Annotated in this window: 22 protein-coding genes; 3 read left to right on the forward strand and 19 right to left on the reverse strand. The window is 59.2% G+C overall.

Annotated features, from left to right (window positions below; genetic code table 11):
- Window positions 1-3: 3 nt before the first annotated feature.
- From GGR36_RS04075 to guaB, 5 genes are all read right to left on the reverse strand, one after another.
- Window positions 4-1,344 (reverse strand): GNAT family N-acetyltransferase, encoded by a 1,341-nt coding sequence (locus tag GGR36_RS04075; protein ID WP_183632121.1) that lies wholly within the window; start codon window positions 1,342-1,344, stop codon window positions 4-6.
- 29 nt (window positions 1,345-1,373) lie between these two features.
- A complete protein-coding gene (gene tadA, locus GGR36_RS04080) occupies window positions 1,374-1,850 on the reverse strand; it encodes a tRNA adenosine(34) deaminase TadA (protein ID WP_183632123.1) in 477 nt (158 codons plus the stop codon).
- Window positions 1,847-2,065, reverse strand: coding sequence for a DUF6116 family protein (locus GGR36_RS04085; protein ID WP_183632125.1), 219 nt, complete (start codon window positions 2,063-2,065; stop codon window positions 1,847-1,849). Before GGR36_RS04085 ends, tadA begins: the two co-directional genes overlap by 4 nt.
- Window positions 2,066-2,094: 29 nt before the next feature.
- Window positions 2,095-3,678 carry a glutamine-hydrolyzing GMP synthase gene (guaA, locus tag GGR36_RS04090; protein ID WP_183632127.1) on the reverse strand — a complete coding sequence of 528 codons (1,584 nt, stop codon included), beginning with the start codon at window positions 3,676-3,678 and terminating at the stop codon, window positions 2,095-2,097.
- A gap of 90 nt (window positions 3,679-3,768) precedes the next feature.
- Window positions 3,769-5,229 (reverse strand): IMP dehydrogenase, encoded by a 1,461-nt coding sequence (gene guaB, locus GGR36_RS04095; RefSeq protein WP_183632129.1) that lies wholly within the window; start codon window positions 5,227-5,229, stop codon window positions 3,769-3,771.
- Between the two features lie 82 nt (window positions 5,230-5,311).
- On the opposite strand from guaB, the gene GGR36_RS04100 reads away from it, so the two are divergent.
- Window positions 5,312-5,755, forward strand: coding sequence for a DUF4124 domain-containing protein (locus GGR36_RS04100; protein WP_183632131.1), 444 nt, complete (start codon window positions 5,312-5,314; stop codon window positions 5,753-5,755).
- A 47-nt stretch (window positions 5,756-5,802) separates the two neighbouring features.
- Here the strand turns inward: GGR36_RS04100 and GGR36_RS04105 are convergent, their stop codons facing one another.
- Window positions 5,803-6,102, reverse strand: a complete 300-nt coding sequence (locus tag GGR36_RS04105) for an RnfH family protein (protein WP_183632133.1) — start codon at window positions 6,100-6,102, stop codon at window positions 5,803-5,805.
- A gap of 15 nt (window positions 6,103-6,117) precedes the next feature.
- A complete protein-coding gene (locus GGR36_RS04110) occupies window positions 6,118-6,552 on the reverse strand; it encodes a type II toxin-antitoxin system RatA family toxin (RefSeq protein ID WP_183632135.1) in 435 nt (144 codons plus the stop codon).
- Between the two features lie 79 nt (window positions 6,553-6,631).
- On the opposite strand from GGR36_RS04110, the gene smpB reads away from it, so the two are divergent.
- Complete coding sequence (gene smpB, locus GGR36_RS04115) at window positions 6,632-7,081, forward strand: SsrA-binding protein SmpB (protein WP_183632137.1); 450 nt, start codon at window positions 6,632-6,634, stop codon at window positions 7,079-7,081.
- Window positions 7,082-7,119: 38 nt separating this feature from the next.
- Here the strand turns inward: smpB and ppsA are convergent, their stop codons facing one another.
- Window positions 7,120-9,489 carry a phosphoenolpyruvate synthase gene (ppsA, locus tag GGR36_RS04120; protein WP_183632139.1) on the reverse strand — a complete coding sequence of 790 codons (2,370 nt, stop codon included), beginning with the start codon at window positions 9,487-9,489 and terminating at the stop codon, window positions 7,120-7,122.
- A 113-nt stretch (window positions 9,490-9,602) separates the two neighbouring features.
- Between ppsA and ppsR the strand changes: the two genes are divergently transcribed.
- Complete coding sequence (gene ppsR, locus GGR36_RS04125; RefSeq protein WP_183634894.1) at window positions 9,603-10,433, forward strand: posphoenolpyruvate synthetase regulatory kinase/phosphorylase PpsR; 831 nt, start codon at window positions 9,603-9,605, stop codon at window positions 10,431-10,433.
- Here the strand turns inward: ppsR and GGR36_RS04130 are convergent, their stop codons facing one another.
- From GGR36_RS04130 to GGR36_RS04180, 11 genes are read right to left on the reverse strand one after another with little or no spacing between them, the layout of a single operon-like run.
- Window positions 10,434-11,225, reverse strand: a complete 792-nt coding sequence (locus tag GGR36_RS04130) for a TrmH family RNA methyltransferase (protein ID WP_183632141.1) — start codon at window positions 11,223-11,225, stop codon at window positions 10,434-10,436.
- Between the two features lie 60 nt (window positions 11,226-11,285).
- Entirely contained in the window at window positions 11,286-11,885 is a 600-nt protein-coding gene (rnhB, locus tag GGR36_RS04135) for a ribonuclease HII (RefSeq protein ID WP_183632143.1), read from the reverse strand.
- The gene (gene lpxB, locus GGR36_RS04140) at window positions 11,882-13,036 is read right to left on the reverse strand and encodes a lipid-A-disaccharide synthase (RefSeq protein ID WP_183632145.1); all 1,155 of its coding nucleotides are present in this window, start codon (window positions 13,034-13,036) and stop codon (window positions 11,882-11,884) included. The genes rnhB and lpxB overlap by 4 nt, the downstream gene beginning before the upstream one ends.
- On the reverse strand, window positions 13,036-13,806 hold the full coding sequence (lpxA, locus tag GGR36_RS04145; protein ID WP_183632147.1) for an acyl-ACP--UDP-N-acetylglucosamine O-acyltransferase: 771 nt from the start codon (window positions 13,804-13,806) through the stop codon (window positions 13,036-13,038). Before lpxA ends, lpxB begins: the two co-directional genes overlap by 1 nt.
- Complete coding sequence (fabZ, locus tag GGR36_RS04150; RefSeq protein ID WP_183634895.1) at window positions 13,803-14,240, reverse strand: 3-hydroxyacyl-ACP dehydratase FabZ; 438 nt, start codon at window positions 14,238-14,240, stop codon at window positions 13,803-13,805. Before fabZ ends, lpxA begins: the two co-directional genes overlap by 4 nt.
- Before the next feature lie 5 nt (window positions 14,241-14,245).
- Window positions 14,246-15,271, reverse strand: a complete 1,026-nt coding sequence (gene lpxD / locus GGR36_RS04155) for a UDP-3-O-(3-hydroxymyristoyl)glucosamine N-acyltransferase (protein WP_183632149.1) — start codon at window positions 15,269-15,271, stop codon at window positions 14,246-14,248.
- A gap of 6 nt (window positions 15,272-15,277) precedes the next feature.
- Window positions 15,278-15,769: an OmpH/Skp family outer membrane protein gene (locus tag GGR36_RS04160; protein ID WP_207064311.1), complete on the reverse strand. Its 492-nt coding sequence runs from the start codon at window positions 15,767-15,769 to the stop codon at window positions 15,278-15,280.
- Window positions 15,770-15,792: 23 nt separating this feature from the next.
- Entirely contained in the window at window positions 15,793-18,087 is a 2,295-nt protein-coding gene (gene bamA, locus GGR36_RS04165; RefSeq protein ID WP_183632153.1) for an outer membrane protein assembly factor BamA, read from the reverse strand.
- Between the two features lie 8 nt (window positions 18,088-18,095).
- Entirely contained in the window at window positions 18,096-19,511 is a 1,416-nt protein-coding gene (gene rseP, locus GGR36_RS04170) for an RIP metalloprotease RseP (RefSeq protein WP_183632156.1), read from the reverse strand.
- Window positions 19,508-20,719, reverse strand: a complete 1,212-nt coding sequence (gene ispC / locus GGR36_RS04175; RefSeq protein ID WP_183632158.1) for a 1-deoxy-D-xylulose-5-phosphate reductoisomerase — start codon at window positions 20,717-20,719, stop codon at window positions 19,508-19,510. The genes rseP and ispC overlap by 4 nt, the downstream gene beginning before the upstream one ends.
- Window positions 20,701-21,510, reverse strand: coding sequence for a phosphatidate cytidylyltransferase (locus GGR36_RS04180; protein WP_183632160.1), 810 nt, complete (start codon window positions 21,508-21,510; stop codon window positions 20,701-20,703). Before GGR36_RS04180 ends, ispC begins: the two co-directional genes overlap by 19 nt.

Raw genomic sequence — 21,510 nt, forward strand, 5'->3', positions numbered from 1 at the left:
GGGTCAGCGCGCAGCCAGCGCCAGCGTCATCGGCAGATGCGGAATGTTGGCTTCCATGAACTCCGGCCCCGTCACGACAAAGCCCAGCCGGGTGTAGAAGTCTGCGGCAGAGGTCTGCGCGTTGAGCGCGACTGCCTTGTGTCCGCCTGCGCTCGCGGCGGCAAGCATCCAGCGCATCAGCGCCACGCCAACGTCTTTGCCGCGCCAGGCTTTGACCACCGCCACCCGGCCGATATGGCCGTCCGGCAATAACCGGGCGGTGCCGATCGGTGTACCTGCGGCATCGACAGCAAGCGCATGCAGGCAGTTTGGGTCGATCGCATCCCACTCTAAATCTTCAGGGACCTGCTGCTCAACGACGAAGACCGGGTGTCGCACAGCGCGCAAGCGTGCCAGATCGTTCGCCCATTCAGCGCGGCGTACGGTGAAAGGCAGGGGCTTGATGGGTTTGACGTCCGGACCCAGCGCGCAATCGAGTCGCCAGCCCGCTGCATCGCTGCGCACATGCGCCTCCGTCCCGAGCGGCAGGCTCACCTTGTCGGGGATGTGGCCGAAAGGCAGGCTGGTCAGGATCGGGATGTCGAAGCGGGTGCGCAGGTGCGCCACCACCGCGTCCATGTCGTAACCGTTGTCGGGCGCTCCGATACGGTAGCCGCCGAAGTCGCCCAGCAATACCGCCTGCTGGGTCGCGAGCACGCCGGCGTGATGCAGTTGATAGAGCATCCGTTCGATGCGGAACGGCGGCTCCGAGATGTCTTCAAGGAACAGGATTCCGCCGGGGATAGCCGGCCACCACTGGGTTCCCAGCAGGTGCAGCAACATCGTGAGGTTGCCACCCCACAGCCGGCCCTTTAGCTCTCCACGCCAGGGCTGCGGCAGCGCGACATCAAAATGGTCCTCACCGGTCTCAAGCAAGCGCAGCAGGTGGTCGAGCGCGAAATCGCTAGGCGTTGCGGCGCCAAGGTCTGCAGCCGCCATTGGCCCCTGAATGCCGGACGTGGCCCCGCTGGCGAGCAGCGGCAGATGTGTCGCAGTCAGATCGCTATGTCCGACCCAGATCTTTCGCGCGGCTGCCAGTCGCGTGAAGTCGATTCGCCCGAGCAGACGGGAAATGCCGTAACCGCCGCGCGCGGCCATCGCCACGTCGATGTCCGGATCGGACGCCATTCGCTCGATTGCAGCGATGCGTTCGTCGTCGCTTCCGGCAAAGCGCTGTTCGCAACACAGCAAGGAGCGGTCGCGCTTGACCAGGTGGCCCCGCGCGAGCAAAGCCATTTCAGCGCGATCGACCGCGGTCGGGTCGGCGAGAAAGCCGGAAGGTGCGAATAAGCCAAAGGTTGCCATGGGGCGGCAGTGTAGCGCCCCCGGCCGGATCAGGCGATCAGCGTGCGGCTGCGCCGGGCGGCAAAGAAACTGGAGAGCAATCCGCCACAGTCATCGGCAAGCAGACCCCCCTCGATCACCGCATGATGATTGAGCTGGCCCACAGCGAAGAGGTCGGTGACGCTACCTGCCACCCCTGTCTTGGGGTCACGTGCGCCGAATACGACCCGCGCGATGCGGGAATGAAAGATTGCGCCGCTGCACATCGCGCAAGGCTCCAGCGTCACATAGAGCGTGCAGCCGGGCAGACGGTAGTTTTCAAGGTTCTGGCCCGCATCGCGCAGTGCCATGACTTCAGCGTGAGCTGTCGGATCACTGCGCAGGATCGGTTGATTGAAACCGCGACCGACCACGATGCCCTCACGAACGACCAGCGCCCCGACCGGAACTTCGCCGGCGGAACCCGCCTCACGTGCGAGCGCGAGCGCCTCGCGCATGAAGGTCTCGTCTTCCGCCAGGAAACTCATTTCTCAGGCGCCCCGCCCCCGCGCCGCCAGGATGCAAGCAGCAAAGTCGCAAGCCCGAGCAGGATCTCGTCGATGAACGGAATCACATCCGGTATCACCAGGTCGAGCAGGAACAGGACGAGCATCACAAGAAACAACTGCGGAAAGCGCAGCCTCTCGGCGTAACGAAGCAATGCGCCCGGCAGAAATCCGCTGAGCAAACGCGAAATGGCCATCCTGATTCCTCCTGCCTCTCAGCGCGCGATCATTCCCACTCGATCGTCGCCGGCGGTTTCCCGGAGACGTCGTACACCACCCGGTTGATGCCGCGCACTTCATTGATGATGCGATTCGAGACGCGACCGAGCAGGTCGTATGGCAGATGCGCCCAATGCGCAGTCATGAAGTCTTGCGTCTGAACGGCGCGCAGCGCGACGACATAGTCGTAGGTGCGGCCGTCGCCCATTACGCCAACGCTCTTGACCGGCAGAAACACTGCAAAGGCCTGGCTGGTGAGTTCGTACCAAGTCTTGCCGGAGTTTTCGTCGACCGTTTTGTGCAACTCTTCGATAAAGATCGCGTCGGCGCGGCGCAGCAGATCGGCGTAGTCCTTCTTTACTTCCCCAAGAATGCGCACGCCGAGGCCCGGGCCAGGGAACGGATGACGATAGACCATGTTGTGCGGCAGCCCGAGGGCCACGCCCAATGCGCGCACCTCGTCCTTGAACAACTCGCGCAGCGGTTCGAGGAGCTTCAGGTGCAGCGTATCGGGCAAACCCCCAACGTTGTGGTGACTCTTGATCGTCGTGGCCTTCTTCGACTTCGCGCCGCCCGACTCGACCACATCCGGGTAGATCGTTCCCTGTGCCAGCCACTTGGCATTACTCAACTTCCCGGACTCGCTCTGAAATACCTCAACGAATTCCTTGCCGATGATTTTGCGCTTTACTTCCGGATCGGTCTCGCCGGCGAGCTTGCCCATGAACTGCGCACTGGCATCTACATGGATAACCTTTACGCCCATGTTGCGCGCGAACATGTCCATCACCATCTCCGCCTCGTTCAGGCGCAACAGACCATGATCGACGAACACACAGGTCAGCTGGTCACCAATCGCGCGATGCAACAGCGCTGCCGCCACTGAAGAGTCGACTCCGCCCGAAAGACCGAGGATCACCTCCTCGTTGCCGACCTGCTGGCGGATCTTCTCGACCGCCTCTGCGATGTAATCGCTCATGATCCAGTCCGGCTTCGCGCCGCAGATCTCTCGTACGAAACGCTGCAGGATCGCCGGCCCCTGCAGGGTATGCGTCACTTCAGGGTGGAACTGGACCGCGTAGAAGCGGCGATCCTCATCGGCCATCGCGGCGATCGGGCAGGAAGGCGTCGAGGCCATCAGCTTGAAGCCCGGCGGCATCTCAACCACCTTGTCACCGTGACTCATCCAGACCTTGAGCATGCCGTGACCTTCGATGGTGCGGAAATCCTCGACACCACCGAGCAGGCGCGTGTGGCCGTGCGCACGGACTTCCGCATAGCCGAATTCGCGCTCCTTGCCCGGCTCGACCCGCCCGCCGAGCTGCTGCGCCATCGTTTGCATGCCATAGCAGATTCCCAGCACCGGCACGCCGAGTTCGAACACCGCTTGCGGTGCCTTGTCGGTCGCTTCTTCGTAGGCCGACATGTGGCTGCCAGAGAGGATGACGCCCTTGGCACCAAATCCACGCACGAAGTCGTCGGAAACGTCGCAGGGGTGAATCTCGCAATAGACGTTTGCCTCGCGGACGCGACGAGCAATCAGTTGGGTGACCTGGGAGCCGAAGTCGAGAATCAGGATCTTGTCGTGCATGGCAGTCTTCGCTGTGGGGTGTTGCGCTGAATGAGCAAGGGGCAAGGCTCGCGCCTTACCCCTTGATTCGAACCGTTGTCGCGTGCGACCTCAGTCGATGTGATAGTTCGGTGCTTCCTTGGTGATCTGCACGTCGTGTACATGCGATTCGCGCATCCCGGCAGACGTGATCTCAACGAATTCCGCACGGGCATGCATGTCGGCAATCGACGCACATCCAACATAGCCCATCGACGAACGCACGCCGCCCATGAGCTGGTGGATCACCGCGGTGACCGGCCCCTTGTACGGCACACGGCCTTCGATGCCTTCCGGAACCAGCTTGTCGGCATTGCCTTCGTTGTCCTGGAAATAGCGATCGCTGGAGCCTTGCTGCATCGCACCGAGCGAACCCATGCCGCGATAGCTCTTGTACGAACGGCCCTGATACAGAACCGTCTCACCGGGCGCCTCTTCGGTACCCGCGAACAGCCCGCCGAGCATGACGCACGAAGCGCCCGCAGCAATCGCCTTCGAAATGTCACCCGAGAAGCGGATGCCACCATCGGCAATCAGCGGCACGCCAGTTCCTGCAAGCGCGCTGGCCACGTTGTCCACCGCGGTAATCTGCGGAACGCCGACGCCTGCAACGATACGCGTGGTGCAGATCGAGCCGGGGCCAATGCCGACCTTGACGCCGTCGGCGCCGTTATCGACGAGGGCGCGCGCCGCATCGCCGGTAGCAATATTGCCGCCGATGACCTGGACTTTGGGGAAGGTCTTCTTGACCCAGTTGACGCGTTCAAGCACGCCCTGCGAGTGGCCGTGCGCGGTATCGACAATCATCACGTCGACACCCGCTTCCACCAGCAATTCCGCACGTTCTTCGGTACCTGCGCCGACACTGATCGCGGCACCGACGAGCAAGCGACCCAGATCATCCTTGGCGGCGAGCGGGTGCTCGGTCGATTTGAGGATGTCCTTCACGGTCATCAGACCGCACAGTTCCCCGGCGTCGTTGAGCACCAGCACGCGTTCGAGACGGTGCTTGTGCATCAGGATCTTGGCCTCTTCGACCGACGCGCCTTCCTTGACGAAGACGAGGCGCTCGCGAGGGGTCATGATCGCGGAAACAGGCTGGTCATACTGCGTTTCGAAGCGAAGGTCGCGATTGGTCACGATACCAACGACGCGCTTGCCTTCGACCACCGGCAGGCCGGAGATGCGATGCTGGCGGGTAACGGCGATGACTTCGCGCACGCTCATCGAAGGCGGCACGGTAATCGGATCCTTCAATACGCCAGACTCGAACCGCTTCACTTTCGCGACTTCACGGGCCTGATCGCGGGCGCTCAGGTTCTTGTGAACGATCCCGATGCCGCCTTCCTGGGCGAGCGCGATGGCAAGCCGCGCTTCGGTTACCGTATCCATTGCGGCGGAAACCAGCGGAATGTTGAGGCGGATATTGCGAGTCAGTTGCGTTGCAAGGCTGACATCGCGGGGCAGAACCGTGGAGTGGGCGGGGACGAGAAGGACATCGTCGAACGTCAGTGCTTTCCTGACGAGTCGCATGGCTGTCATCCTTTCGGGCAAATACGTATTATACCGGGATGCCGGTTTTGCCGGCAAATCAACGGTTTCGCGGAGCTACTGCATGAAGCACCTGACGCTCGTACTGCTATTCGCGCTCGGCGCGCAAGGGATAGCCCTCGCCGGCGATGTCTACACCTGGAAAGACAAGAACGGTGTTGTGCACTACGCCGATCAACCACCATCGGATGTGGATGCGAAGCAGGTCCGCAGCAACGCGCCTAGCTCCGGTATCGGCAGCACGCAGAGCGAGCTAACGAAAGCGGATAAGGATTTCAAGGAAAAGCAGTCAAAACAGGGCGAAGCGGACAAGAAAACCGAAGAAGCGGCTGCCCGCAAGGCTGCGCGCGATCAATCATGCAACGCGTTGCGCAGCCGGATCGCGTTGTTTGAACAGGGTGGCCGGATTGCGACGAATGAGGGCGGCGAACGCGTGTTGCTGTCGGACGACCAGATCGCCGCGGAACTCTCGAAGATGCGGACGCGTCAGGCCGCCGAGTGCAAGTGACGCGCCAGAATTGATGCAGATATCAGGAGGCTTCGGCCTCCTGTTTTTTATGCCTCGCCGCCGCCTTTCTTCATGAGCTTTCCGTCTTCGGCGCGCTTGCGACGCACTTCTTTTGGATCGGCCAGCAGCGGGCGATAGATTTCGACGCGATCGCGGTCCTTGAGTACCGTGTCAGGCTTCGATAGCTTGCCGAAAACGCCGACTTTCAAATTTGAGCGATCAATTTCGGGGTGCTTTTGCAGCATTCCGGATGCGTCGATGGCCTGCTGTATCGAGCTGCCTTCCGGAAGCGCCAGGGATATGACATCCGCCTTGTGCGGTCGCGCATAAACCACTTCTACATGCATCGGTTGTGACCTCAGTTATGCTGCTCGGAGCACTTCGGCGCGTTTGACGAAGGCGTCCACAAACGTATTTGCGATGTGGTGAAAGACCGGACCCACGGCCTTTTCAATGAGTTTGTTCGAAAACTCATACCTGAGGCTGAATTCGATCTTGCACGCGGTATCACCCAAGGGCGTGAAAACCCAGTCGCCGGCAAGGTGATGAAACGGCCCTTCGACAAGGCGAATGTCCATCCGTGTTGGATAGTCTTTGGCATTCTCAGTGGCGAAATGCGATTTGATGCCGTGGTAGCTGATATGCAGGCGCGCCGATGTGTGAACATCGGTTCGCGCGAGTACCTCGCTTCCGCCACACCACGGCAGGAACGCGGGATAGTCCTCTACCCGATCGACCAGATCGAACATCTGGACAGGCGTGAACTCAACCAGAACAAGTTTACGGACTTCCGCCATGAGCAGGGCGACACGATATCGGAATTGTTAGAATCCACCATTTTAGCGGCTCAACCCGCTTTGGGCATCCGGCATACACATGAGCATCATCGACAACCGCAAGGCTACGCACGATTACTTCATCGAAGAGCGCTTCGAAGCCGGAATGGTGCTCGAAGGCTGGGAAGTCAAGGCGATTCGCGATGGCCGGGTGCAGATCAAGGAGGCCTATGTGATCGTGCGCGACGCGGAGATCTTCGTGATCGGTATGCACATCAGCCCGCTGCCTACCGCTTCCACGCACATCAAACCCGACCCGGTTCGGACCCGCAAACTGCTGCTGAACGCTGGTGAGATCTCACGCCTGATCGGCAAGAGCGAGCGCGCTGGGTATGCATTGGTTCCGCTCGATCTGCACTACACCAAGGGTCGCATCAAGATGGCGATCGGCTTGGGTAAGGGCAAGAAGATGTTCGACAAGCGCGAATCGGAGAAGGAGCGCGACTGGGAGCGCGAAAAGCAGCGCCTCGTCCGCGACAAACGGGCATAAAAAACGGCGGGCATGGCCCGCCGTTGTGCTGTTCGGACTCAGTGTGTCCGGTGTTCTGCCAGACGCAGCCAGGTGTCGAGCACAGTGTCAGGATTCAGCGAGATGGACTGAATCCCCTCGTCCATCAGCCATTCGGCGAAGTCCGCGTGATCGGATGGCCCTTGCCCGCAGATGCCCACATATTTGCCGAGCCGGTTCGCTGTATTGATGGCCATCTTGAGCAAGGCTTTCACCGCATCGTCGCGTTCATCGAAGGCGTGCGCGACGAGTCCCGAATCACGGTCAAGCCCTAGCGTGAGTTGGGTAAGATCGTTCGATCCGATGGAGAAGCCGTCGTAGTGCTGCAGGAAGGCCTCAGCGAGCAGCGCGTTCGACGGGATCTCGCACATCATGACCAGCTTGAGACCGTTCTCGCCGCGGCGCAGCCCGTTCTCGGCCAACAAATCCACCACCCCCTTGCCCTCGGCAACAGTACGCACAAAAGGCACCATCAGCTGCACGTTCGTCAGGCCGAGTTCATCGCGCACACGGCGCATCGCGATGCATTCGAGTTCAAAACACTCGCGATACGAATTGGCGATGTAGCGGGATGCTCCGCGGAACCCGAGCATCGGGTTTTCCTCTTCCGGTTCGTAGATCTCACCGCCAAGGAGTTTGCGGTATTCGTTCGATTTGAAGTCCGACAAGCGGACGATGACCGGTTTTGGCCAGAACGCCGCAGCAATCGTCGCGACCCCTTCGACCAGTTTCTCGATGAAGAATTGGCGCGGAGTGGCGTAGCCACGCGCACGGCGTTGGATCTCCTCTCGCAAGCCGGCCGGGACCTGCGCAACGTCGAGTACTGCTTTCGGGTGGATGCCGATCATGTTGTTGATGACAAATTCCAGCCGCGCCAGACCCACACCGGCGTTGGGAATCTGGGCAAACTCGAAGGCAAGCTCCGGGTTCCCGACATTCATCATGATCTTCACGGGAATCTCGGGCAGATTACCGGTGTCGCGCGTGATCACCTCGAATTCCAGCTTGCCGCGATACACGTAACCGGTATCGCCTTCCGCACAGGACACCGTCACTGATTCGCCTTCTTCCAGCAACTCGGTGGCGTCGCCGCAGCCGACGATCGCCGGGATGCCCAGTTCGCGCGCGATGATCGCAGCGTGGCAGGTGCGCCCGCCGCGATTGGTCACGATTGCCGAGGCGCGCTTCATGACGGGCTCCCAATTCGGGTCGGTCATGTCGGTTACCAGGATGTCACCGGCCTGAACATGGTTCATCTGCGAAGCATCGGCCACGATGCGCACGACGCCTGCCCCAATCTTCTGGCCGATCGCACGACCTGAGCACAAGACCTTGCCGTGCTGCTTGATCCGGTACTTCTCCATCACATGCCCACTGGCTTGTGACTTCACGGTTTCCGGCCGGGCCTGAAGGATGTAGAGCTTGCCGTCGCCCCCGTCCTTGCCCCATTCGATATCCATCGGGCGCCCGTAGTGCTTCTCGATGATGTCGGCGTAGCGGGCGAGTTCCAGAACATCCGCGTCGGTGATCGAAAAGCGGTTCCGGTCAGCCTCGGGGACATCGACCGTACGCGTCGAACGGCCGGCCGCGCGCGACTCGGTGAACTCCATCTTGATCAACTTGGAACCGAGGTTGCGTCTGATGATCGCTGGCTTCCCCGCTTGCAGCATCGGCTTGTGCACGTAGAACTCGTCCGGATTCACGGCACCCTGCACCACCGTCTCGCCGAGCCCATAGGCCGCCGTGATGAAGATTGCATCCTTGAAGCCCGACTCGGTGTCGAGCGTGAACATCACGCCCGAGGCGCCCAGGTCCGATCTGACCATGCGCTGCACGCCGGCCGACAAGGCCACGTCCGCATGTACAAACCCCTTATGCACCCGGTAAGCAATGGCGCGATCGTTGTACAGCGAGGCGAATACCTCCTTGATGGCGTGCAGGATGTTCTCGTAACCATGCACGTTCAAGAACGACTCCTGCTGCCCTGCAAACGAGGCATCCGGTAGATCTTCTGCTGTCGCTGAAGACCGCACTGCGAACGACCCCTCCCCTTCCATCGCGAGGCGTTCGTAGTGCGACTTGATCTCGGCTTCCAGGGCGCCCGGAAACGGCGTTTCGACGATCCAGCCCCGGATTTGCGCCCCCGCGCGAACCAGAGCTTCGACATCGTCCACGTCCAGCGCATCCAGTACCGCGTTGATGCGACCGGCGAGCCCCCCATGCGCGAGGAACTCGCGGTAAGCGTCTGCAGTCGTCGCGAACCCACCCGGCACCCTTACGTGCGATGCCGCCAGCTGACTGATCATCTCGCCGAGCGAGGCGTTCTTGCCGCCGACTGCGTGCACGTCCGTCATGCGCAGCGATTCGAACGGTATGACATAGCGGCTCATGGCTTTAGCCTTTCGTTGTAAGTTAACTGCGATAACAGGAAAATCCCATTCTAGTCAGCCTTCTTGCTGCACCGCATCGACGTTTTCCCTGATCCCGGAGCCCGCCCGTGACTTTGCAACAACGCCAGACTCGCACCGTTTTCTTTGTTTCCGACGGCACCGGCATCACCGCGGAGACGCTCGGCCACAGCCTGCTGGCCCAGTTCCCGGAGGCCAAGTTCCGCCATGTCCGCGTGCCCTTCATCGACTCGGTCGACAAGGCGAAGGACGCAGTCTTCCGGATCAATGATGCGGGCAAGCGGGACGGCATGCGCCCGCTGGTCGTGTCGACGCTGGTCAATCAAGTCACTGCGGATACGCTTCGGCAGGCGCAGGCGCACTTCGTCGACCTGTTCCTGACCTTCATTGAACCGCTCGAGATGGAACTGGGGATGAAGTCGGCCCATACCATCGGTCGATTCCACGGTATTGCGGACGGGAGCAGCTACACGCGTCGCATAGATGCAATCAACTTCACGCTGTCTCACGACGACGGTGTTTCGCACGAGAACCTGGACGAAGCGGACGTGATCCTGGTTGGGGTGTCGCGTTCGGGCAAGACGCCGACCAGCCTGTACCTGGCGATGCAATTTGGTGTGCGAGCGGCGAACTACCCGCTGATCCCGGAAGATTTCGAACGCAACCGGATTCCCCAGGAGCTGACCAAGCACCGCACGAAATTGTTCGGGCTCACGATTACTCCGGAACGCCTGTCCCAGATACGCCAGGAGCGCCGACCGAACAGCGTTTATGCGTCACTGGAGAACTGCAAATTTGAAATCGAGGCGGCCTCCCGGCTGATGCGGAGGGAGCAGATTCCCTTTATTGACTCGACGGCACGTTCGATCGAAGAAATCTCCGCCAAGATCATGCAGGACATCCGGATCGACAAGAACGGCTTTTGATCAGGATGCAGCCGTCGCGCGCTGCCGCCGTTGTTCGAACAGGCAGATCGCTGCAGCTGCCGCTACGTTGAGCGATTCGACGCCCTCGGCCATCGGGATCAGGATGCCGTGTCTGGCCAGCGCGGCCACTTCGGCGGACAAACCCTGCCCTTCGGCGCCGAAGACCCAGGCACTCGCGCCACGCAGATCGCGTTCAAACAAGGAGGTAGCCCCATCGAGCCGGGTTGCCATCACGGTCCCTGGATAGCCCCGGAGCAAAGCGACGAGGTTTTCGGTTTCGTGAATGTGCAGGTGGAAATGCGCACCCATTCCGGCTCGAAGTACCTTCGGCCCCCACGCCTGGGCGCAACCCGGACCCAGTACGGCAGCGCGCACACCCGCGGCAGCTGCGGTCCGCAACATTGTGCCGACGTTGCCCGCGTCCTGAACGCCATCGAGCACAAGCCAGTCATCAAAAGGATCGGGCGCGTCGGTATTGCGCGTCCATTGCACGGTGGCGAGGATTCCCGCAGGCGTTTCAACTGGGCTGATCGTTCGGAACAATGGATCGGGCAGTACAAAGCAAGGCGTCGGCTTCGCCGCAACCAATAGCGCTGATACCTCGGTGGTTTCGCGCGCCGACTCGGCAATCACGATCTCGCCGAGCGACCGCGAAGCCGCAATCGCTGCCTCGACGAGATGCACGCCATCGAGCACGGTGACGCCCTCCTCCCGACGTGTGCGTGCCGACTCACTCAGTTTGCGAAGGCGTTTGAGCAGCGGATTGTCACGGGAGGTAATCGGCTTGAGCATCGTGAGTGCTGATCGTTCGGTTGGGATAGGCGTCAAATCGTGCGCCAGAAAACCTTTGAATCAGAAGAGTCGACCTTGCGCGAGTATTTCTCGAACGGGAGAAAACGTGGTTCGGTAGAAGTCGGGGACCCCATGTTGGCGAAGTGCAGCCATGTGGGCGGCCGTTGGATACCCCTTGTGCTGTGCCAGACCGAGGTGGGGATAGCGTTCGTGCAAGGCTTCCATTTGTGCGTCACGAACTGTCTTCGCAAGGATCGACGCTGCGGAGATTTCTTCGACCTTGGCGTCGCCTCCGACCACCGCGCGCACTGTGCAATCGAGGTCAGGGCACCGGTTGCCATCTACCCACACTTCGGCTGGCGAGACGCCAAGCGCCTGCACCGCACGTTTCATCGCAAGCATTGTGGCACCGAGAATATTGAGTTGATCGATCTCGGCAGGCGAGGCTTCCGCCACACTCCAAGCCAGTGCGCGCTCTCGTATCTGCAAGGCGAGCGCAACACGCTTCTTCGCGGAGAGCGCTTTCGAATCGTCCAAGCCCGATATAGGGCGCTGCGGATCAAGGATGACGGCCGCCGCGACGACTGCGCCACACAGCGGCCCACGCCCGGCTTCATCGACACCAGCGAGCAATCCCACGGGGCGCTGTAACGTGGTCATGGAGCCTTGCCACCAATCATTCCGAGAATCGCATCCGCGGCACGGCTCGCGTTGTCCTTGCGCAGACTCAGGTGCAGCGATTTGAAGCGTTCGGTCAGAGCTGAAACCCCGTCGGTGTCGTCGAGCCACTTGAGTGAAGCTTCGGCGAGCTTTTGCGGTTCGCAATCTTCCTGCAACAGCTCTGGCACCAGGAATTCCTTGCACAGGATATTCGGGAGCCCGACGTACGGCAGGTACATCATTTTCTTGATGATCCGGTACGACCAAGGAGCGATCTTGTACGCAATCACCATCGGCCGCTTCAGCAGGGCCGCCTCCAGCGCAGCGGTACCACTTGCCAACAAGACGACATCAGAGGCGGTCATGGCCTCGTGGCTATGTCCGAACATCAGTTTCAGCGGGAAATCGGCTGGTAGTTCGGCGGCAAGCATGGCGTGCTCAAACAGTGCACGGGTTTCGCGCGTCACCAGCGGAACAAGAAAGCGAACATCCGGCCGCGCTTCATGAATGCGTTTGGCCGCGCCCACGAAATCCGCAGCCAGTTTGCGCACCTCACCCTCGCGGCTGCCCGGCATCAGTGTGATGATCTGGGCATCCCGAGGAAGACACAGCCGTTCTCGCTCGCCTTGCCGATCAGGCTCCAGTTCAAATTCGTCGGCGAGCGGATGGCCAACGAAGGTGGCTGGAAGACCGACCCGCTGATAGAGCTCTGGTTCGAATGGAAAGAGGCATAAGACGTGGTCGGCCGACCGCTTGATCTTGTTGACGCGGCCGCCTCGCCAGGCCCAAACCGAAGGGCTGACGTAATGGACCGTCGGAATACCCGATGCTTTCAGACGCCGTTCGACACCAAGATTGAAATCCGGTGCGTCTATGCCGATGAAGACATCGGGCGCCTCACGTTTGATTCCGGCCAAGAGTTCACGCCGGATGCTCAGCAGTTCTGGCAGACGGCGCAGTGCGTCGGCGAATCCGTTCACTGCCAAGCGCTCGGCAGGAAACCAGGACTCCATACCCTCCCGGACCATGGAAGGGCCGCCGATACCGACAAAGCGTGCGTCCGGCAAGCGACGCTTGATCGCGGCCATCAGGCGACACCCCAATAGATCGCCCGACGCCTCGCCGGCGACCATCGCAATACAGACCGCCATCAGCGAACGATGCCGCGCCCGGCTACAGAGATGAAGTCAACCATGGGTTGCACTTCCTTGACGGACTGGGCGAGTTCAGCAAGTTGAATACGCGCTTCTTCAAGTGTGTTGCCGTTGCGATACAAGATTTTGTAGGCGCGCTTGATTGCGGTGACCGCTTCAGGCGCAAACCCTCTGCGCCGCAAGCCTTCACTATTGGTGCCATGCGTTGCCGCCGGATTGCCTGATGCCATGACGTATGGCGGCAAATCCTGCAACAGGATCGTGCCGCCACCACACATGCTGTGGGCGCCAATGCGTACGAACTGGTGAACGGCAGTCATGCCACCGAGGATCACCCAGTCACCAACGCTGACATGGCCAGCAATGGTGACGTTGTTCGCCAGGATGGTTTGATTCCCCACCTGGCAGTCGTGACCGATGTGCACATTGGCCATCACCCAATTGTCATCGCCGATCCGGGTCACGCCGGCGTCTTGCACGGTGCCGGTGTTGAAGTTGCAGTATTCGCGGATCGTGTTGCGATCACCGATCTCTAACCGGGTCGGCTCACCTCGGTACTTCTTGTCCTGAGGCATTTCCCCTAGGGAACAGAACTGGAAGATGCGGTTGTCGCGCCCGATGCGGGTGTGGCCGGTAATCACAACATGCGGCCCCACCGTCGTACAGGCGCCGATCTCGACATGCTCGCCAATAACGGAAAAGGGGCCGATCTCGACCCCTTCTGCGATGCAAGCGCCCGGATGAACGATTGCGGACGGATGAATCATTTGAGCCTCTTGAAGAAGCACATCAAGTCAGCTTCGGCGGCGACCTGGCCATCAACTGTCGCCACACCCTGGTATTTCCAGAGGTCACCCTTGTTCTTCACCAACTTCACGTCGAAGACCAACTGGTCCCCAGGTACGACCGGACGCTTAAAGCGCACGTTATCGATCCCGGCGAAATAGGCAACGGTATTGCAATCGGGTTTCAGATCACGCGTCTTGTAAGAGAGTATGGCGGCTGCCTGTGCCATCGCTTCGATCACAAGCACTCCTGGCATCACTGGGAAATGTGGAAAGTGTCCTGTGAAGAACGGCTCATTGATTGTCACGTTCTTCATCGCCCGAATGGTCTCGCCGGGAGACATTTCGATCACTCTGTCGATCAACAGGAACGGGTAACGATGCGGGAGGTATTCCATCACCTCGCCGATTTCCATAATGCTCAAGGCTTCCTCTCCAAGTCTGCAATGCGCTTTTCTAATTCACGCAACCTCGTTACCAGCGCATCAAGGTGTCTGAAGTGGGCTGCGCTTTTCATCCACTCGCCATGCGGCATTGCCGGCATGGCGGAGGTAAATATTCCTGCTTCGCTAATTGTCTTGCTGACCAGCGTGCGCGCTGAAACGACCGTTCCATCGGCGACTTCCAGATGCCCACTGATCCCGGCCTGACCGCCGACCATCACACGCGCCCCAATTCGGGCACTTCCGGCAACGCCTACACAACCTGCCATCGCACTGTGGTCACCTATCTTGACGTTGTGTGCGATCTGGACAAGATTGTCCAGTTTCACGCCGTTACCGATTTCAGTGTCATCGAGGGCGCCGCGATCGATTGTCGTGTTCGCGCCGACTTCCACGTCGTCACCGAGAACGGTTCGTCCAATCTGGGGGATCTTTATCCACGCGCCATCCCGCTGACGCGCGTATCCGAATCCGTCAGATCCCAGCACAGCGCCCGAGTGGAGAATGCAGCGCTGGCCGATGACCGTCTCACTATAGACCGATACGTGGCCGAAGATTCTGCTTTCGGCCCCAATCTTCGTTCCCCGCTCAATGACGCAGCAGGGCCCGATAGAAACGCCCTCGCCGATTTCGCAATCTGGGCCCACGTAGGACAAAGGCCCGACATGCACCGAAGGCGGCAAATCGGACTCAACCACTGCAGTCGGATGAATACCCGGCGCACCGAACTGGGGCGGATTGAGCCATTGGGCCAAGCGAGCGTAGTAGAGATAAGGATCTTCGGTAACGATCCTGGGCCGATCGGTTGCATCCTCTGCAGAGGGCGCAACGATGAACGCCGTTGCCGCACTGCGCATCAGCGCTGACTTGAATTTAGGATTGGCTAGAAACGCGATTTCGCCCGCCTGAGCAGTGGCAAGGCTGCCAACCTGACAGACGATCGTCGCGCCGTCACCGGCAAGTCGACCGCCGAAGCGGTCAACAATTTCACTAAGTGTTGGCACGCCGAATTACTTGGCGTTCAGGGCCTTGATGACCTTGTCGGTAAGGTCGACCCGGGGGCTGATAAAGATCGCGTCCTGAAGGATGGCGTCGAATTTCTCTGCCTCGGCAATCTCGCGAATCGTCCGATTTGCGCGTTCGAGCACACCAGCCAATTCTTCATTACGCCTTTGATTCAGATCCTCACGAAACTCGCGCTGGCGACGCTGGAATTCCCGATTCAACTCAGCGAACTCACGTTCCTTGGTTTTACGGTCACTTTCCGACATCGTGACCGCATTCTTCTCGAGATTTTCCTGCATCCCCTGAAGCTGTTTTGTCAGCTTCTGCAGGTCTTGGTCACGCTTTTCGAATTCTTTCTCCAGCTTCTTCTGAGCCACGACAGCAGGTGCCGACTCGCGCAATACTCGGTCCGAATTCACGAAACCAATTTTGCTCTGGGCCATGGCGGTCGCCGACAGACCAAGCCCGATCAACAGGGCCACGAACGCACGAGTCATTCTCACAACTATCTCCTTCGACATCAGAAAATATTGCCTAGCTGGAACTGGAACCGCTGCGTGCGATCCCCTTCCTTACTGTTCAGAGGCTGACCGAAGCTGAATTTGAGCGGGCCGATCGGAGAGATCCATGCCAAGCTCAAACCGGCACTATACCGAACATCGGCGAGCACAACCTTCTGGTCCGCTGCCCATACTTGCCCGCCATCGACAAACAAACCAAGCCGGAAGCTCTTGTCAATGTTCGTCATGGGAGGAGTGAAGAAGTATTCAGCACCGTAGGTCAGCAGTTGTGTACCCCCCAACGCGCTTCCGCTACCCGAACGCGGCCCCAGCGAGTTGTCATCGTAGGCACGAACGGAGCCGATACCGCCCGCATAGTAGTTCTTGTAGAACGGGACCGGCAGGCCGCCGTAACCGGATGCATAGGAAGCGTTGCCGTGGAACTGCAGTGTTGCGTCTTTGAAGAACAGCGGAATGAAGTACTGCGCCTGGTAATTGAGACGGTAGTAGCGTTGCTCAGCGGGCGGTACGGCAACTTCTGCGACAAAGCGTTGATACAGACCCGATACAGGCGTAAGGGAGCTGTCGCGCGAGTCATTTGACCATGACCCAGTCAGCAGGAATGTGTTGGTCAATTCCCCGAACTTGTTCACGAAGTCGATGTACTGCACATCGCTCGTGGCACCGATCTTGGTTCGCGTCGAATCAAACGAGGCACCGAAGTAGATCGCATCGTCTTCTGCAATCGGATAACCAAAGGTCATGCCGAGGCCACTCGACTGCGTCGTGTAGTAGGCAACGTTTGTTGTGGCCGACGGGTTGTAGTTGCGGTGATACAGGCTGTAACCCACGCTGACACCATCCGGCGTGAAATACGGATTGGTGTACGAAAGAACAAGCGTGCGATTCGACTTGCCCGTATTCAGGTTCAGGGATAGTGCGTTGCCGGTACCGAACAGGTTGTTTTGCGAGAGTGAGCCCTGCAAAACGAGATGCTCGGTCGTAGAATAACCGGCGCCGAGCAGGAAGTTGCCCGTCGCACGCTCCTTGACCGTTACGTTCAAATCGACTTGGTCGCTTGTTCCGGCAACGGGTTGAGTGTCGAGATTGGTTTCTTCATAGAAGCCGGTACGATCAAGTCTCACCTTGGAGCGCTTGATTTTGGCGCCGTCGTACCAAGTACTCTCGAACTGCCGCAGTTCGCGCCGTATCACTTCATCTTTGGTACGGGTGTTGCCGGCAATGTTGATCCGGCGGATATAGACCCGCTTGCCTGGATCCACAAAAATGGTCAGGGAAACAAGGCGTTTTTCTTTGTCGAGTTCCGGCGCCGCATTGACGTTTGCAAACGCGTAACCTTCATTGGACAGGCGCTCGCTTATCAGGCGGGTCGTTTCAGTGAGATTGTCACGCGAAAAAACGTCACCGGGACGCAACAGGACAAGTGCCTTTGCCTCTGCGTCACTGATAATCAGATCGCCTGCCAGCTTTACGGAATTAATCCGGTATTGCTCGCCTTCCGCCACTCCAATTGCAATATAGACATCTTGCTTGTCTGGCGTGATCGACACCTGCGAACTGTCAACATTGAAGTCGAGGTAGCCGCGGTTCAGATAGTAGCTTCTGATGGATTCAAGGTCGCCCTGCAGTTTTGGCTTGGAATACTCGTGACTCTTTGAAAGCCAATTTACCGGCGGAAACCAGTGTTTGGGTTTGGCGGAAATCTGTGACTTCAGTTCGGATTCCGAAAACACCTTGTTGCCGGAAATGCCAATCTGCTTAATGGCCGCAATATCGCCTTCCGCGATCTTGAACTTCAACGCAACGCGATTTCGTTCGAGCGGTGTAATCTCGGTCGTGATCGTCGCGCCGTAATAGCTGCGATTCAAATACTGCCGCTTGAGTTCCTGTTCAGCGCGCTCGAGCAAGGAGCGATCAAGGATCCGGGATTCGGCGATGCCTGCGTCGCGTAAACCTTTTCGCAGGTTGTCGCTCTCGAACGCACTGTTCCCGTCAAACTCGATCGATCCGATGGCCGGCCGCTCATCGACCACGACCACGAGCACGCCGCCGTCCACTTCAAGGCGGACATCCTTGAAAAAGCCTGTCGCGTAAAGTGCGCGTATGGCTTGGGCCGCACGTTCTTCGGTGACTTTCTCGCCGACCTTGACCGGAAGGTAGTTGAATACCGTTCCGGCCTCTGTGCGCTGCAGGCCCTCCACACGAATATCCTTGACCACGAAGGTGTCGAACGCGTGGGCGGAATCGGCGGCGAACAGGGCAGCGAGCAACCCCGGAATCAGCTTAAGTTGCATTGGGAGGATCAAGAGAGCAAACGGATTTTCAGCCGCGAGATCATCGGACCGAAATCGTTAAAAATGGAATTCGCCACGGGACTCAAGTCGTTGTACAGCGCAACGACCATCAGGCTTATCAGCACAACCATGCCGACTTGCTGACCTGCTTCGAGCGTCGCTTGCCTGACGGGCCGACCCAGTACAACTTCCGCCAGATAATACATGATGTGCCCGCCATCGAGGACCGGGATCGGTAACAGATTGAAGATCGCGATACTGAGGCTCAGAAACGCGACAAAACCAATGAACACATCGATACCGCGTTGTGCGGATTCGCCCGCGTAACCGGCGATTGCGACAGGACCGCTTACAGTTTTGATCGAGAGTTGGCCCGAAATGAGTCTCCCAAGGACCTTCAGCGAGAATACCGTGGTGTCCCATGCCTTCTGAGTCGCATGAGCCAGAGATTCGAAAGGTCCGTAAGAGACTGACATCACCATCCGGGTTCGCCAGGCGTTGTCGGCCGCGAAGGCGATATCGATCTTGCCGACCTCTTGCCCATTCTCCACACGTAGGGCCGGTTGAAGAATCACGTCGATGTCTGCACCGTTGCGCTCTACAAGTGCGTCCAAGTGTTGATTGCTGGAACGTCGAACGATCGAGGCGACCTCATCCGCGGTCGCGACGGGACTTGTTCCGAGACGCTTGAATCGGTCGCCAGGTTTCAATCCGGCGCGATCCGCCGGTCCTCCGGAAAGCACGGTCCCGACGACAGGCGCTAGCACAGGTCGCTCCGGGGCGAAACCGAGCCCAGAGAGTGGATCGCCTTGTTGCATGTCGATGCCGTTCGAAGGAATTGCGACCTGGATTTCTTTCGTTGAAGTGCCTCGCAGGATCGAAAGCGAGACAGATTCTCCCTCGACAAGATCCTTCAGCAGCGCCCAGCGTACCTCACTCCATGTCGGAGTTTCCCGGCTCCCAACCTTGGTCACCTGATCCCCGGCAACGAGGCCAACCGATGCAGCAAGGCTTTTCGGGGGAGGTTCTGCAAGGATGGGTCGCAACTCGGTCACGCCCAGCATGAACGTGAACCAGTAGATAAATATGGCAAGCGCAAGGTTGGCGATCGGTCCCGCTGCGACGATTGCGATGCGCTGCGCAACGGGTTTGCGATTGAACGCAAAAGGGAGGTCGGCCTCCGGGACAGGTTGCTCGCGCTCATCGAGCATCTTCACGTATCCGCCAAGCGGAATCGCCCCAACTACCCATTCCGTAGAGTCTGGCGACTTCTGCCTACGAAGAAGTACTCGACCGAAACCAAAGGAATACCTTAGAACACGAACGCCAAAGAGTCGGGCCGTTGCGTAGTGACCGAACTCATGGATCGGAACCAGGATGGCGATCGCGACAATGAACGCGCCGAGCGACCAAAGTATGCTCACGCTGCACTCATCCTGTTTTGTTCAATGATTCTTCGGGCGCTATGCCGCGCGCGCAGATCGGCTTCGACTACTGACTCGATTGTTCGGTCATCAGGGGGATTGCAGCTTTCAAGGACCCCTTCGACCGTTCGTGAAATATCGGTGAATGCGATCTCACGACCGAGGAATGCCGCGACCGAGACTTCATTCGCGGCATTCAAGACCGCGGGTGTCAGGCCACCAGCATCCAGCGCCTGATAGGCCAAGCCCAGGCAAGGGAAGCGCTGCAGATTCGGGGGCTCGAAAGTCAATCCAGCAAGTGTCGAAAAATCGAGCGGCTTGACCCCGGCGTCGATTCGATCAGGATAAGCCAGCGCATGTGCAATCGGAGTGCGCATATCGGGATTGCCGAGTTGAGCAATCACTGATCCGTCGACGTATTGGACCATCGAATGAATGACGCTCTGCGGATGAATGACGACCTCGATCTGGTCGCCGGGGATACCGAAGAGCCAGTGGGCCTCTATCACCTCGAGGCCCTTGTTCATCATCGTTGCAGAGTCCACTGAAATCTTCCGACCCATTACCCAGTTAGGGTGGGCTACTGCGCGCTCCGGAGTTACCGACTGCAACTCTTCAATGGGAAGCGTGCGGAAGGGACCGCCGGATGCGGTAAGCAGAAGCTTGCTGACGCCGCATTCTCTCAAACCGTAGTCAAAGCCAGGTGGCAGAGATTGAAAGACAGCATTGTGTTCGCTATCAATCGGCAGCACGGTCGCGCCATGCGTTCGGGCTTCGCGCATAAAGAGGGCGCCCGACATGACCAGAGCTTCCTTGTTGGCAAGCAACACTCTCTTGCCTGCCCTGACGGCCGCCATGGTCGGTGCGAGACCTGCGGCACCAACGATTGAAGCCATCACCGTCGTGACTTCTGGGCAAGATGCGACTTCACACAGCGCATCAGGCCCGATCAGAATTTCGCAGTTTGTCCGTTGATGCCCCAAATGGTGCAACAACTGCCGACGCGCAGTGTCGTCGGGTACGACCAGCACTTGCGGTTGGAATTGATCTGCAAGTTCGGCCAGACGGTCCATGCGACTGAAACCAGTGAGCGCGTGGATGCGATATCGGTCGGGGTGCCGCGCAACGACATCGAGGGTGCTGGTCCCGATCGAACCTGTCGCCCCCAGGATGGTGAGAACCTGGAACGTCACAGATGCAAGTTCCATATGCTGACCCAAAGCGCCACGAGTGGAAGCGTTGAGGTCAGACTGTCGATTCGATCGAGGACGCCACCGTGACCCGGCAAAAGTGCCGACGAATCCTTTGCGCCCGCCTGTCGCTTGATCATGGATTCAAAGAGATCACCCAGCACGCTCAGTGCAGTCAGGCCCACAAGAAGAGCCATAGCGAGTGGCCAAGTGAGGTGCTCTGGCACGAATCTCATCTTGATCGCGAAGACTGTCGCACCATAGAGCATCACGGCAAGCGTTCCCGCGTACACACCCTCCCAGCTCTTGCCGGGGGAGATTTCTGGAGCGAGCTTGCGACGACCAAACGCCCTCCCGCCAAAATAGGCGCCAATGTCTGCGACCCAGACCAAAGCCATCGCTGCCAGCATGAACCAAGGATCCACTTCCCGCAGGCGCGCGATCGCCACTGCGGCAGGCACGAGAACAACAAGGCCTGCACACAGAGAAAGAACCCCCGACCCGACTGCCCAACGATGCTTGAGCCAAGGCGGAACTGCGATCATCCAGAACAAAGCAGAGACGGTGAACAGCACGGCATCCAAAAGTCGGATGTCCGCAATCATGATCGCCGCGCTTAAACCTGCAACGATGACTGCATAAGCCCAGCGCGCAGCGCTCCGAATGCGCAGCAAACCAGCCCACTCCCAGCCAGCCACCAAGGAAATTACGCCGCATGCGCCCCACCAACCCCATGTTGGGAGCATGAAGATGGCCGCCAAAAGGGCAAAGAGAAGCACCAGTGCGGTGATTACGCGCTCGCGCAGCAT

This window comes from Niveibacterium umoris, from assembly GCF_014197015.1.
In the GTDB taxonomy this organism is placed as follows: Bacteria; Pseudomonadota; Gammaproteobacteria; order Burkholderiales; family Rhodocyclaceae; genus Niveibacterium; species Niveibacterium umoris.